Origin of the sequence: Halalkalibacter kiskunsagensis (assembly GCF_037027555.1) — a bacterium.
In the GTDB taxonomy this organism is placed as follows: domain Bacteria; phylum Bacillota; class Bacilli; order Bacillales; family Bacillaceae_D; genus Halalkalibacter; species Halalkalibacter kiskunsagensis.
This window is the reverse complement of sequence record NZ_JAXBLX010000027.1, coordinates 48857-62362: the sequence shown is the minus strand read 5'-3', so window position 1 is coordinate 62362 and position 13506 is coordinate 48857. Positions and strand designations below refer to the sequence as shown.

The 13506-nt window shown below is 38.7% G+C and carries 11 protein-coding genes and 1 other annotated feature; all 11 genes read left to right on the top strand.

Annotation, left to right across the window (positions count from 1 at the left end; translation table 11 throughout):
* The first annotated feature begins 565 nt into the window (after positions 1-565).
* The 11 genes from SLH51_RS16035 to gltX all read left to right on the top strand — a co-directional run bounded on the left by SLH51_RS16035 (position 566) and on the right by gltX (position 13254).
* Positions 566-1351 carry a VLRF1 family aeRF1-type release factor gene (locus tag SLH51_RS16035; RefSeq protein WP_335962363.1) on the top strand — a complete coding sequence of 262 codons (786 nt, stop codon included), beginning with the start codon at positions 566-568 and terminating at the stop codon, positions 1349-1351.
* A 265-nt stretch (positions 1352-1616) separates the two neighbouring features.
* Positions 1617-2087: a CtsR family transcriptional regulator gene (locus SLH51_RS16030; RefSeq protein ID WP_335962362.1), complete on the top strand. Its 471-nt coding sequence runs from the start codon at positions 1617-1619 to the stop codon at positions 2085-2087.
* Positions 2088-2103: 16 nt separating this feature from the next.
* Positions 2104-2622, top strand: coding sequence for a UvrB/UvrC motif-containing protein (locus SLH51_RS16025; RefSeq protein WP_335962361.1), 519 nt, complete (start codon positions 2104-2106; stop codon positions 2620-2622).
* Positions 2623-2626: 4 nt separating this feature from the next.
* Positions 2627-3703, top strand: coding sequence for a protein arginine kinase (locus SLH51_RS16020; protein ID WP_335962360.1), 1077 nt, complete (start codon positions 2627-2629; stop codon positions 3701-3703).
* An 18-nt stretch (positions 3704-3721) separates the two neighbouring features.
* Positions 3722-6172, top strand: coding sequence for an ATP-dependent protease ATP-binding subunit ClpC (gene clpC, locus SLH51_RS16015; RefSeq protein WP_335962359.1), 2451 nt, complete (start codon positions 3722-3724; stop codon positions 6170-6172).
* Positions 6173-6397: 225 nt separating this feature from the next.
* Positions 6398-7771, top strand: a complete 1374-nt coding sequence (gene radA, locus SLH51_RS16010) for a DNA repair protein RadA (RefSeq protein WP_335962358.1) — start codon at positions 6398-6400, stop codon at positions 7769-7771.
* A gap of 3 nt (positions 7772-7774) precedes the next feature.
* The gene (gene disA / locus SLH51_RS16005) at positions 7775-8851 is read left to right on the top strand and encodes a DNA integrity scanning diadenylate cyclase DisA (RefSeq protein ID WP_335962356.1); all 1077 of its coding nucleotides are present in this window, start codon (positions 7775-7777) and stop codon (positions 8849-8851) included.
* 174 nt (positions 8852-9025) lie between these two features.
* A complete protein-coding gene (locus SLH51_RS16000) occupies positions 9026-10120 on the top strand; it encodes a PIN/TRAM domain-containing protein (RefSeq protein ID WP_335962354.1) in 1095 nt (364 codons plus the stop codon).
* Between the two features lie 215 nt (positions 10121-10335).
* Positions 10336-11028: a 2-C-methyl-D-erythritol 4-phosphate cytidylyltransferase gene (ispD, locus tag SLH51_RS15995; RefSeq protein WP_335962353.1), complete on the top strand. Its 693-nt coding sequence runs from the start codon at positions 10336-10338 to the stop codon at positions 11026-11028.
* Entirely contained in the window at positions 11025-11504 is a 480-nt protein-coding gene (gene ispF, locus SLH51_RS15990) for a 2-C-methyl-D-erythritol 2,4-cyclodiphosphate synthase (protein ID WP_335962352.1), read from the top strand. The genes ispD and ispF overlap by 4 nt, the downstream gene beginning before the upstream one ends.
* Before the next feature lie 289 nt (positions 11505-11793).
* The gene (gltX, locus tag SLH51_RS15985; protein WP_335962351.1) at positions 11794-13254 is read left to right on the top strand and encodes a glutamate--tRNA ligase; all 1461 of its coding nucleotides are present in this window, start codon (positions 11794-11796) and stop codon (positions 13252-13254) included.
* 1 nt (position 13255) lies between these two features.
* Positions 13256-13485 (top strand) — a binding site (T-box leader).
* Positions 13486-13506: the final 21 nt, after the last annotated feature.

The following is a 13506-nucleotide window of genomic DNA, read 5'->3' as shown; positions in this document are numbered from 1 at the left end:
TGAATAAGCTTCCCTGAAATACATCATGTCCCCCTGTGAGACGAGCGCGTTTCTCTTCGTAAAACATCAAGAATCCCTTTCAATGAAAAAGCATCAAGTCAAGCTTCCCCGTAGAAGAGAAATGGCGAGCCAGGACGTTGCCAGGCTTCCGCCGTACAAGGGAAGGAAGGAGTAGAAAGGTTGTATTAAGATAAAGCTTCGGAAGGGGCAACATCTACTTCAAAGGAACAATTGTTACCCCATGAGTAATCTCTAGTAAGAAGACGTTCTCTCTGTCAATAAACAAATAAACTGCCCTTAATCTAATATAAAATACTACTTACTTTAAAGTCCCCACCCTCTCTTTTAAATGTATATTTGTAACAAGTGCTAACTTTTCACAAGAAATAAAACTAATTCCCCGGACAATAAATAATCACCATTTCTTTACAAAGACATTTAAAACTAAACAAAAAATCATATATTGGGACAACGATTAACAGAAACATGTTTAGTTAAACTGGAACTAGGATATAGACCTCTAAGAAGTGGAGATCGATCTCCATATTCAAAGGAGGAAGCGAAAATGACATTTGCAAAAGAACTCGAACAATTAAAAGAACACGATTGCAAAGAAGGCTGCTTAACCATTTATTTAAACACAGATCAAACAAGCAATGATCAACAAAAAGGAGAATGGAAGATCCGTTTGAAAAATGGATTAAAAAAACTAGAAGAGTATATTCATTCAAGCGAGCATCAAAATTTAGCTGCATATAAAAAGGTAAAAAAACAGGTGCAAGAGGAGTTTAATAATTTACAACTAGAATTACCCAAAAGTGTAGTCCTTATTGCATCTGCTACTGGCAAGGTTCTCATAAAAAAACTACAAATATCATTGGAAAATGAGTTTCATTGGGAGAAGCAACCTGTTTTAAATCAACTAGAAAGAATTCAAGGGCAGTTTCCAACCGAGGGGATTATATTTATTCAAAAAGAAGACATCTTTACAATTGAAACTAGTTTAGGAGAAGTGAAGAAAGAACTTGCGTATCACTTAAATTTTGAGGATGAAGACTGGAAGCAGTATGAGGGAGTGGCTGCTAGAGAGAGAATGGCTTCAGGCGCTAATCACCGGGATAAATATCAAAATCGCCTAGAAGCTAATCAACAACGTTGGTATAAAACATTAGCAGGTACGATTGAAAAAGAAGCAAAGATACGAGGGTGGACTGCGATTTATTTAGTTGGACAACCAGATGCAACAAGTGAATTTGAGAAGTACCTAGATTATATCAAAGTGAAAAAAATAAACAAAAATTATCACAAATTTACGTCTAAAGAGCTTGTAGGGCAAGTGTTAGCTTCTTAATAAATGATACGAGGTTGTTTAAAGAATGGTTCAAAATCATCTATTGTCACATATAGATAGAGGAGGACGGATTTTTTTCAGCCTCGTTTTCTCATGTTTATCTTTAGTAAAGCAACGTCATAAAATCTCATAACATATGGTTTTCGAGTAGGCATGCCTGGTTATACTAATAGTAAGCATACATATTGCACTTTTGCGTTATTGAGCATATAATATCAATATAGTCAAAGATAGTCAAAGTCAAACGGTGAGGGGAGGGCAAAGTTTGAGAAATATATCTGACATCATTGAAGAATACTTAAAAGCTACGATACGTAACAGTGGTAATGATCCTTTAGAAATTAAAAGAAGTGAAATCGCTAAAAAATTTCAATGTGTCCCTTCGCAAATCAATTATGTAATTCAAACGAGATTCACCTTAGAAAAAGGTTATCAAGTTGAAAGCAAAAGGGGTGGAGGGGGATATATACGTATCATGAAAGTCAGTCCTCATGACCACCTAGATCTATTTGACCAAATGATTCAGATTACAGGAAAAGCTATCGACCAACATACAGCAGAGAACATAATTTTACGGTTATTTGATGAAAAAGCAATCACCAAAAGAGAGGCAAATATTATGATAAGTGTTTTAGATCGAACGCTGTATAATGCTAATGTTGCTCACAGGGATGAAGTACGTGCAAATATCGTGAAAGCGATGCTAGAAACATTAAAATACAAAGAATTCTCTTAAGGGAGGAGGAGATTCAATGATTTGTCAGGAATGTAATAAAAGGAAAGCAAGTTTACATTTTGCCAAAATTATAAATGGTGAGAAAACAGAATTTCATATTTGTGAACAATGTGCGAAAGAAAAGGGAGATTATTTTCCTGGAACAAATAGCTTTTCGATCCATCAACTTTTATCCGGTTTACTACATTTTGAACAACCATTGAAAGCAGAGGCAGATACTAAACCGTCTTGTGAAAAATGTGGGATGACTTATGAACAATTCACTCAAGTAGGGAGATTTGGATGTGCCAATTGCTATAAAAGTTTTGAAACGAAACTGGGTCCTATTTTGAAACGAGTGCATAGCGGCAATCATACACATGCCGGAAAGCTTCCTGAGAGAATTGGTGGGGGTATTCAATTGCAGCGGCAAATTGAATCTTTAAAAGAGGAACTTAAACAGTTCATTGAACAAGAGGAATTTGAAAAAGCTGCTGAACTCCGAGATGAAATTCGGTTATTAGAAAAACAAAAGAACGAGAAAAAGGAGGGCTGAGATTATGTCACTCCAACAATTTATTTCAGAAGCATTAAGCCCTTGGATGAAAAAAGATGGCCCAGATTCGGATATTGTCCTAAGTAGCCGAATAAGATTAGCTAGGAACCTTGAAGAATATAAGTTTCCCCTTCTTGCTTCGATGGAAGAGTCATATGCAACTTGTAAGCATGTTGGAGATGCATTAACCAATGAAGAGTATCAAGCTATTGGCTCACTTGAGTTATTTCGAATTGATGAGATGAAGCAAAATGAGAAGCGAGTCTTAGTTGAAAAACATTTAATAAGTCCTCATTTAGCGGATCATTCGAAGTATGGAGCGGTCTTGCTTGATAAAGACGAGGCTGTAAGCATTATGATTAATGAAGAAGATCATATTCGAATTCAATGCTTGCTTCCTGGTTTCCAATTAGGAAAAGGCCTGGAGAAAGCAAACAAGATCGATGATTGGATTGAGCAACGCCTCACATATGCATTTGATGAAAAAAGAGGATACTTAACAAGTTGTCCAACAAATGTTGGGACAGGTTTACGTGCATCCGTGATGATGCATCTGCCAGCTCTTGCTATGACTCAACAATTAAATCGTATTTTGCCAGCAATTAATCAATTAGGATTAGTTGTTAGAGGAATTTACGGGGAAGGTAGCGAAGCTTTAGGTAACCTATTTCAAATCTCTAATCAAATCACCTTGGGAAAATCAGAAGAGGACATTGTTGAAGATTTACGAGGAGTCGTTTTGCAGCTTATTCAACAAGAGCGTTCTGCTAGAGAAGTTCTCCTAGATCAATCAAGGTTGCAACTAGAAGATCGGGTTCATCGCTCATTTGGTATTTTGGCTCATAGTCGATTGATTGAATCAAAAGAAGCGACACAGCGTTTATCAAATGTACGGTTGGGTATTGATTTAGGGTTGATTAAAGGTCTTTCAGGGAACATATTAAATGAGCTCATGATTTTGACACAGCCAGGTTTTTTGCAACAGTATGCTGGCGAAGTCTTATCAGCAGAGCAGCGCGATGAAAGAAGAGCGACCCTTATTAGAGAAAGGGTAAAATTAGAGGAAGAAACGAACGAATAATCTTGGAGGTGGACGTCAATGATGTTTGGACGTTTTACAGAGCGAGCACAGAAGGTATTAGCGTTAGCGCAAGAAGAAGCAGTAAGATTAGGACATAATAATATCGGAACAGAACATATTCTCTTAGGGCTGATAAGAGAGGGAGAAGGAATAGCTGCTAAAGCGCTTCAAGCTCTTGGACTTGGTTCTGAGAAGATTCAAAAAGAAGTAGAAACGTTAATAGGAAAAGGACAAGAAGGTTCAAAAACAATTCACTATACTCCAAGAGCAAAGAAAGTCATTGAACTTTCAATGGATGAAGCTCGTAAGTTAGGACATTCTTATGTTGGAACAGAACACATTCTACTTGGCCTCATTCGTGAAGGAGAGGGAGTAGCAGCTCGTGTACTAAATAATTTAGGTGTTAGCTTAAATAAAGCTCGTCAGCAAGTGTTACAACTTTTAGGAAGCAATGAAGTTGGTAATTCTTCTAGTCAAAGTGCCGGATCTAGTAACGCGAACACGCCGACTCTTGATAGTTTAGCGCGTGACTTAACGGCTGTTGCTAGAGAGGAATCACTTGATCCAGTGATTGGCCGAAGCAAAGAGATTGAAAGAGTTATCCAAGTATTAAGTCGTCGGACGAAAAATAACCCTGTTTTAATTGGGGAACCGGGTGTTGGGAAGACAGCCATTGCAGAAGGGCTAGCTCAAGCAATTATTGCCAATGAAGTACCGGAAACATTGCGTAACAAGCGTGTTATGACACTAGATATGGGGACAGTTGTTGCTGGAACGAAGTATCGTGGTGAGTTTGAAGATCGTCTGAAAAAAGTGATGGATGAAATCCGCCAAGCTGGAAATGTCATTTTGTTCATCGATGAGCTTCATACTTTAATCGGAGCTGGTGGTGCTGAAGGAGCGATTGATGCTTCTAACATTTTAAAACCATCGCTAGCTCGCGGAGAATTACAATGTATTGGTGCAACGACACTTGATGAATATCGAAAGTACATTGAAAAGGATGCTGCACTTGAGCGTCGTTTCCAACCAATTCAAGTAAATGAGCCAACACTTGAGGAATCGATCTTAATTTTAAAAGGACTACGTGATCGCTATGAAGCGCATCACCGAGTGACTATTACAGATGATGCCATTGAAGGAGCAGTCAAAATGTCAGATCGCTATATATCTGACCGCTTCTTACCAGATAAAGCAATTGATTTAATAGATGAAGCTGGATCGAAGGTTCGTCTTAAGTCCTATACAGCACCACCTAACTTAAAAGAGCTTGAAGGGCGTCTAGAGGAAACAAGAAAAGAAAAGGATGCGGCGGTTCAAAGCCAAGAGTTTGAAAAGGCGGCATCGTTACGTGACTCCGAACAACGCTTGCGTGAAGAATTAGAAGAGATGAAGAATGAATGGAAGAAAAAGCAGGGTCAAGAAGATACTGAGGTTACAGTTGAAGATATTGCGCAAGTCGTTGCTAGTTGGACGGGAATTCCAGTTTCTAAGTTAGCAGAGGAAGAAACAGACCGTTTACTTAAAATGGAAGAAATTCTACATGAACGAATTGTTGGTCAAGAAGAAGCGGTTAAGTCGATTTCAAAAGCAGTTCGTCGTGCAAGAGCCGGTCTTAAAGATCCAAAGCGTCCAATTGGTTCATTTATTTTCTTAGGACCAACAGGGGTAGGGAAAACAGAGCTTGCAAGAGCGGTGGCTGAAACGTTATTTGGAGATGAAGACGCAGTTATTCGAATTGATATGTCTGAGTATATGGAAAAGCATACGACAAGTCGTCTTGTTGGTTCACCTCCAGGCTATGTCGGTCATGATGATGGTGGTCAATTAACGGAGAAAGTTCGTCGTAAGCCATATTCAGTTATTTTATTAGATGAGATTGAAAAAGCCCATCCTGAGGTCTTTAACATTCTTCTTCAAGTATTAGAGGATGGCCGCTTAACGGATTCGAAAGGAAGAACAGTTGATTTCCGTAACACGGCGATTATTATGACATCGAATGTTGGTGCAAGTACGCTAAGTAGAAGTAAGTTCCTAGGGTTTACAACAGAAAGTGAAGATCAGGAATATAAGGACATGAAAGGGAAAGTGATGGAAGAACTTAAACGTAGTTTCCGTCCGGAGTTCCTTAACCGTATTGATGAACTTATCGTTTTCCATTCTCTAGAGAAACGACACATTCGTGAAATTATTACATTATTGGCAGATCAACTAAAAACTCGATTATTTGAACAAGGAATTGATTTAGAGTTAACGGAAGCAGCAAAAGATAAAATTACTGATTTAGGATTTGATCCAGAATACGGGGCGCGTCCACTGCGTCGAGCATTGCAAAAGCAAGTGGAGGATCGTTTGTCAGAAGAATTGTTAAAAGGGACGATTTCAAAAGGGCAAAAGGCAATTATCGATGTAAAAGACAATGAGCTTTTTGTGAAAACGGTTGGAGAAAAAGAGAATTTGCAAGTATAACAACCTTAAAATAATAGTTTTTAAATAAACAAAAAGCCGAGGGAGGGTCATAATCCCTCGGCTTTTAACCATATACTAATGTTATCTGATTCATACGAGGATATTAATTGAATGTATCAATTTTAAGTAAATGGCTAAAACCGACCTTTTTCAACAAGCTCTGTCAGAGAACTTTTCCCACCTACTCTGTTACAATAGAGGTACTAGGTAGAAGGGAGTAACAAGATGGCAAAGAAAAAAACAAAGTTCGTCTGCCAAGAGTGTGGGTATGAATCTGCAAAATGGATGGGCAAGTGCCCTGGGTGCCAAAGCTGGAACACAATGGTGGAGGAATTTGAACCAAGTAGCAAACAAGCAAGTCGTAGCTACGTAACATCTGCTTCTACTGGATCAAAGCCGCAATCGATCATGTCAGTAAAAAGCGAAACCGAGGCAAGAATTAGTACAACAATGATGGAGCTTGATCGTGTTCTTGGTGGGGGAATTGTACCCGGATCCCTTGTACTTGTTGGAGGAGATCCTGGAATTGGAAAATCTACACTATTGCTACAGCTTTCTTCCAAGTTAGCTGAAACAAAGCATAAAGTATTATATATATCAGGTGAGGAGTCGGTGAAACAAACCAAATTACGTTCTGAGCGGTTAGGTGTCTCATCAACTGATTTATTTGTGCTAGCTGAAACCGATGTTTCGATTATTGAACGTGCGATAGATGAAGTACAGCCAACACTTGTTATCATTGATTCTATTCAAACTGTATATCAAGAAGACATTACGTCAGCTCCGGGAAGCGTTGCCCAAGTGAGAGAATGTACAGCTGCTTTTATGAGAGTCGCAAAAACAAGAGGGATAGCCATATTTATTGTTGGACATGTGACAAAGCAAGGCTCGATTGCTGGACCGAAATTGCTTGAACATATGGTTGACTCTGTTTTGTATTTTGAGGGAGAACGACATCATACGTATCGGATATTGCGTGCAGTTAAAAACCGGTTTGGATCAACAAATGAAATGGGTATATTTGAAATGAAAGAGTTGGGTCTTGAAGAGGTACTCAATCCATCTGAAATTTTTTTAGAGGATCGATCTCAAGGAGCAGCAGGGTCCATTGTTGTTGCATCGATGGAAGGAACGAGGCCTGTACTTGTAGAAATTCAAGCATTAGTCTCACCGACCAGTTTTGGAAATCCACGGAGAATGGCAACTGGAGTTGATCATAATCGTGTATCGTTATTAATGGCGGTCCTCGAAAAGCGAGTGGGACTTCTTTTACAAAATCAAGATGCATATTTAAATGTAGCAGGAGGAATACGGCTCGATGAACCAGCAATTGATTTAGCTATCGCAATATGTGTAGCCTCAAGTTTCCGCAATCAAGTGACAAGCCCGACAGATGTAGCGATAGGAGAGGTCGGGTTAACTGGTGAAATTAGACGTATTTCAAGAATTGAACAACGAGTAAATGAAGCTGCAAAGTTAGGCTTTAAACGGGCAATTATTCCAGAGAAGAATTTAGGAGGATGGACGTATCCTAAAGACATTCAAGTGATTGGTGTATCAACATTAGAGAGAGCATTAGAGGTTGGATTAGGAGGTTAATAAATGAGTGAAGGGAAAAAGCGTGATGCTTTTATCCAAAATGTTTTGAAGTTAGTGGCTCCTGGAACAGATTTACGAGCTGGAATTGACAATGTCCTACGTGCCAAAACAGGTGGTTTAATCGTCATTGGCTATGACAATGCAATGGTCCCAATTGTCGATGGAGGATTCTTTATTAATTGTGGCTTTTCCCCAGCGTATTTATATGAATTAGCGAAAATGGATGGGGCAATTATCCTAAGTGAAGATGGCAAAAAGATCTTATATGCAAACACACAGCTTGTTCCAAACAACGGGATTACTTCAAATGAAACGGGAATTCGTCATCGTACAGCAGAACGTGTTGCCAAACAAACTGGAAATTTAGTCGTTTCCATTTCACAGCGACGAAATGTGATCACTCTTTATCAAGGTGAACATCGTTATTCATTAAAGGATATAGGGGTTATCTTAACTAAGGCAAATCAAGCCATTCAAACATTGGAAAAGTATAAAGTTGTGTTAGATCAAGGAATTACCAATTTAGGGGCATTAGAGTTTGAACAACTAGTTACGTTTCATGAAGTCACACAAGTGATCCATCGCGTGCAGATGGTACTTCGGATTAAACGTGAAATTTTAAATTATATTAATGAGTTAGGAAATGAAGGCAGATTAATTACAATGCAACTAAATGAATTAGTTGCCAACACTGAGAAAGAAGCTGCTCTTTTACTGAAAGACTATGTGAAAAATCGCAATCAGAATGTGAACGAAATTTTAAAAGAACTAATGAAGTTTGACACAGAAGAGCTGTTAGATGAACAAGAAATTGTTAAGGCACTAGGTTATGGAAAAAATATTAATATTCAAGAGCAAGCAGTTGCCCCGAGAGGATACCGAATTTTGCATCGTATACCAAGACTGCCGTCATCAATTATTGAGAATTTAATTGTGAAATACGGAAATTTATCGAACATTATGTTCGCAAGTATTAATGATTTAGATGAGGTAGAAGGAATTGGCGAACCAAGAGCAAAAATGATTAAAGATGGAATGAATCGCATTCAAGAACAATTATTTGTTGATCGTCATATCTAAACTTGAGAAATGAGAACCGTAACGGTATAATGATAAGTTTTCAGAATTGACAAAAAATTACTCATTTGGTACGTTTAAGAAGTACGGAAGAATTCTGAGAATTTATGTGAAATGCAGTTTGATAGGTTTCAATTCTGTATTCTTGTCTATAATAATAAAAGGAGGTGAATATGGATGCTGAAGCGAATTGTACAGCTTTTTTTCGTTCTAGTTGGAGGAACATTAGGTTTTATCTTCATCCCAGAACTTATCCATATCTTAAATTTAGGCGAAATGCCTGTTTGGATTATGAATTCTTATGCTGGTTCAGTGATTGGTGCTATTATTTTCTTTTTTGCAACGTTTTGGCTTACCGATTATATTGTAAATGTGATGAAACTACTTGAGGAAGCAATTGTACGGGCCCCTGTAACTGATGTGTTATTCGGAACGCTCGGTTTGATTGTTGGTCTAATTGTTGCTTATTTAATCGGAATTCCGTTAAATGCCATTAACATCCCAATCGTTAGTACTGTCCTTCCAATTTTCACAACCATATTTTTAGGGTATTTTGGATTTCAAATTGGTTTCAAAAAACGAGATGAACTTATTAATTTATTTACCATTACGAGAAATTTAGGCAAGAAAAAAGAGGATGAAGAAGTAGACGTTAATGTAGGAAAACAATTAAAAATTCTTGATACAAGTGTCATTATTGATGGGCGAATTGCGGATATTTGTAAAACTGGTTTCTTAGAAGGGACACTTGTCATCCCTGAGTTCGTATTAGAAGAACTGCAACATATTGCGGATTCTTCAGATGTATTAAAACGAAACCGAGGTCGTCGTGGGCTTGATATTTTAAATAAAATTCAAAAAGAACTACCGATTAATGTTGAGATTTATGAAGGTGATTTTGAAGAGATCTCAGAAGTGGATAGCAAGCTTGTTAAATTAGCGAAAGTTTCTTTAGGGATGGTTGTAACGAATGATTTTAACTTAAATAAAGTTTGTGAATTACAAGGAGTCTCCGTTCTGAACATTAACGATTTAGCTAATGCAGTAAAGCCAGTTGTCTTACCTGGGGAAGAACTTAAAGTACAAGTGATTAAAGATGGAAAAGAACAGCACCAAGGTGTCGCTTATTTAGATGATGGCACAATGATTGTCGTCGAAGGTGGACGTGATTATATCGGAAAGCACCTTGACGTTGTTGTCACAAGTGTTCTTCAAACAAGTGCTGGCCGAATGATCTTTGCAAAACCAAAACTGCTTGAAAAGGCTCTATAATAAAAGTGATATATTTAAAAGTAGCGCTATACTTCTAAAAGGAAGGTGGCGCTTCTCTTTTGTACAAAAGCCAATTGTACAAGCATTTCTGAAAACAAACATATGCACATTGTTGGTAGAACGTGCTAAAATGAAATCGATTTTGTGAATAAGTGTGAGCGATCATCGAACCTTTATATTCACATAAGTACGTATAGTAATAGGAGAGAACTCGGATGAACTATAGTGTCGTCATACCCGCTGCCGGGCAAGGGAAAAGAATGAAGGCGGGGAGAAACAAACAATTTTTAAAGTTGGCAGGAGAACCGCTAATTGTTCATACACTTCGTTTGTTTGAAAATGATTCGTGGTGTGAAAACATCATTTTGGTGGCAAATAAAACGGAACACCAAATGATGTGGAACTTAGCAAAGGAAATGGGATTTCAGAAAATATCCGGAGTCATTTGTGGTGGAGAAGAAAGACAGCAAAGTGTAAAAAATGGGATTGATTCACTACATAAAGAGCAGATTGTACTTGTGCATGACGGTGCTCGTCCATTTATTACGGTTGATGTGATTCACCGACTCGTTGAAACAGCCATGGAAAAAAGGGCAGTAACCGTAGCGGTGCCGGTTAAAGATACCATTAAGCGAGTAAAAAAAGGGAAAGTCGTCGATACGTTAAATAGAGAGGAACTGTGGCAGATCCAAACTCCACAAGCGTTCCAACTGTCTCTATTGCAAGAAGCACACACACGAGCAAAACAAGAGGGAATGATTGGGACAGATGACGCGAGCCTAGTAGAATGGTTAGGTCATGAGGTATGTGTGATCGAGGGGGACTATCAAAATATTAAGCTTACTACCCCCGATGATATGCTGTTAGCAGAGGCTATTTTACAGAAAAGGGAGTTAGGGAAGTCATGATGAGAATTGGACAAGGTTTTGACGTACATCAATTAGTTGAAGGAAGACCGCTAATACTTGGAGGAATTACAATTCCATACGAGAAAGGGCTGCTTGGTCATTCTGATGCTGATGTTTTATTACATACAATTGCTGACGCGGCACTTGGAGCGATCGGAGAAGGAGATATCGGAAAGCATTTCCCTGATACAGATAGTGCCTTTAAAGATGCTGATTCGGCAAAGCTTCTAATTCATGTATGGAATCTGGTGAAAGAGAGAGGCTACCAATTAGGAAATATCGATTGTACCATTATTGCCCAAAAGCCCAAAATGGCTCCTCATATTGAAGATATGAGAACACGGATTGCCGAGTTATTAGAAGCGGATACGACTCAGGTGAATGTGAAAGCAACAACAACTGAAAAATTAGGATTTACAGGTAGAGGCGAAGGTATTGCCGCTCAAGCTGTGATTTTATTAGTACAGCAGCCATAAGAGTACCCTCAAAAAGGTAAAAATCAACCTTTTTGAGGAGTGTTTCGGGGAAGAGGCAATGGCTCCGCACGCCGTACGCCTTTTGAGAAGTATTCGGGGAAGAGGCAATGGCTCCGCACGTCGTGCGCCTTTTGAGAAGTTCGCTCAAAAGGCTTAAAAGATAACGACGGCTCCGCTCATTGCTAAGAGTAGTACCCTCAAAAAGGTTAAAATCCAACCTTTTTGAGGGTACTCTATGCTAAAATAGGGAAAGTATAAAAAGTGATGATAGAAATGGAAGGTGTTTATTATGGGAAGTGACGTTCGCGTTCGTTTTGCTCCTAGTCCAACAGGACATTTACATATTGGTGGTGCTCGTTCAGCGCTATTTAATTATTTATTTGCAAAAAGCCAAGGAGGGAAATTTGTTCTTCGTATTGAGGATACGGATCAAGCTCGTAATGTCGATCAGGCAAAAGAAAAGTTATTAGAAAGTTTAAAGTGGCTTGGTCTTGATTGGGATGAGAGTATTGATGTTGGTGGTGAGTATGGGCCGTATAGCTGTATGGAGCGCGTAGGTTTATACCAGGAGTATATTGAGCAGCTTCTTGAAAAAGGGAAGGCTTACTATTGCTACATGACAGAAGAAGAACTTGATGCTGAACGTGAGGCACAAAAGGCTCGTGGTGAATTGCCAAAGTACAGTGGACGTGATCGAAATTTAACGGAAGAACAACGCAATCAATATGAAGCGAAAGGTCTTAAGCCTGTTGTTCGTTTCCGTGTTCCAGAGGGCAAGGTCATTGAGATTGATGATGCTGTTCGTGGCCATGTTACCTTTGAATCTGATGGAATTGGTGACTTTGTTATTGCGCGTAAAGACGGCATTCCTATGTACAATTTTGCGGTCGTGATTGATGATCACTTAATGAAGATTTCTCATGTGATTCGTGGAGAAGAACATTTATCGAATACACCAAGACAAGTCTTGTTATATGAAGCATTCGATTGGGATGTACCTCGCTTTGCGCATGCATCACTTATCTTAAACCCTGACCGTCAAAAAATGAGTAAGCGTGATGAATCGATTATACAGTTTGTTGAACAATATAAAGAATTAGGTTACATGCCGGAAGCATTAGTTAATTTTCTGGCGCTACTCGGGTGGTCTCCAGTTGGTGAAGAAGAAACTTTCTCAATGAAAGAATTGGGAGAGCAATTTACGTTAGAGCGAGTATCGAAAGCTCCTGCGGTATTTGATACAGATAAATTGGCTTGGATGAATAATCAGTACATTAAGAATGCAGAACTTGATACGGTAGTAAGTCTTGCCTTGCCTCACTTAGTAAAGGCTGGTAAGTTACCAGAGGTCATGACAGCAGAGCAGGAAGAGTGGGCAAAGAAACTAATTGGCTTGTATCAAGAGCAATTGCAATATGGGGCAGAAATTGTTGAATTAACAGAACTTTTCTTTAAGACGAAAATTGAGTATAATGAAGAGGCACAAACTGTTTTAGATGAAGAGCAAGTTCCTGAAATATTAGCTCAATTTGTAAAAGAGATAGAAACAATAGAAGAGTTTACGTCAGCGAACATTAAGTCTTCGATTAAAGCAACTCAAAAAGCAACTGGACATAAAGGCAAGAAGTTGTTCATGCCGATTCGTGTAGCAACAACAGGTCAAACTCATGGCCGTGATTTGCCAGATTCCATTGAACTTCTTGGTAAAGAAGTTGTAATTGCACGCTTAGAGAGTTTATTAAATAAATAATGGTACCGTGTTGAAAGGGAAAAGTAAAAGTGAGTAACTCCTTGCAGAGAGAACCATCATTGGCTGAAAGTGGTTTAGGTATCTTACTTTGAACATGCACCCTAGAGCCTTTTTCTGAAATGATACTAGAGTAGGAAAAAGCGAGTAGCTTCGTTACAAGCTATAGAGATGAGTAGGTAGAATGTTAGCCTATTCGTAAACAGAGTGGAACCGCGCAAAAGCGCCTCTGTGCATATACATGCACGGAGGTGC

Coding starts and splice junctions, on each gene's coding strand:
- ispD (WP_335962353.1), top strand. CDS start 10,336: ATGAACTATAGTGTCGTCATACCCGCTGCCGGGCAAGGGAAAAGAATG.
- ispF (WP_335962352.1), top strand. CDS start 11,025: ATGATGAGAATTGGACAAGGTTTTGACGTACATCAATTAGTTGAAGGA.
- gltX (WP_335962351.1), top strand. CDS start 11,794: ATGGGAAGTGACGTTCGCGTTCGTTTTGCTCCTAGTCCAACAGGACAT.
- SLH51_RS16025 (WP_335962361.1), top strand. CDS start 2,104: ATGATTTGTCAGGAATGTAATAAAAGGAAAGCAAGTTTACATTTTGCC.
- SLH51_RS16000 (WP_335962354.1), top strand. CDS start 9,026: ATGCTGAAGCGAATTGTACAGCTTTTTTTCGTTCTAGTTGGAGGAACA.
- radA (WP_335962358.1), top strand. CDS start 6,398: ATGGCAAAGAAAAAAACAAAGTTCGTCTGCCAAGAGTGTGGGTATGAA.
- SLH51_RS16035 (WP_335962363.1), top strand. CDS start 566: ATGACATTTGCAAAAGAACTCGAACAATTAAAAGAACACGATTGCAAA.
- disA (WP_335962356.1), top strand. CDS start 7,775: ATGAGTGAAGGGAAAAAGCGTGATGCTTTTATCCAAAATGTTTTGAAG.
- SLH51_RS16020 (WP_335962360.1), top strand. CDS start 2,627: ATGTCACTCCAACAATTTATTTCAGAAGCATTAAGCCCTTGGATGAAA.
- clpC (WP_335962359.1), top strand. CDS start 3,722: ATGATGTTTGGACGTTTTACAGAGCGAGCACAGAAGGTATTAGCGTTA.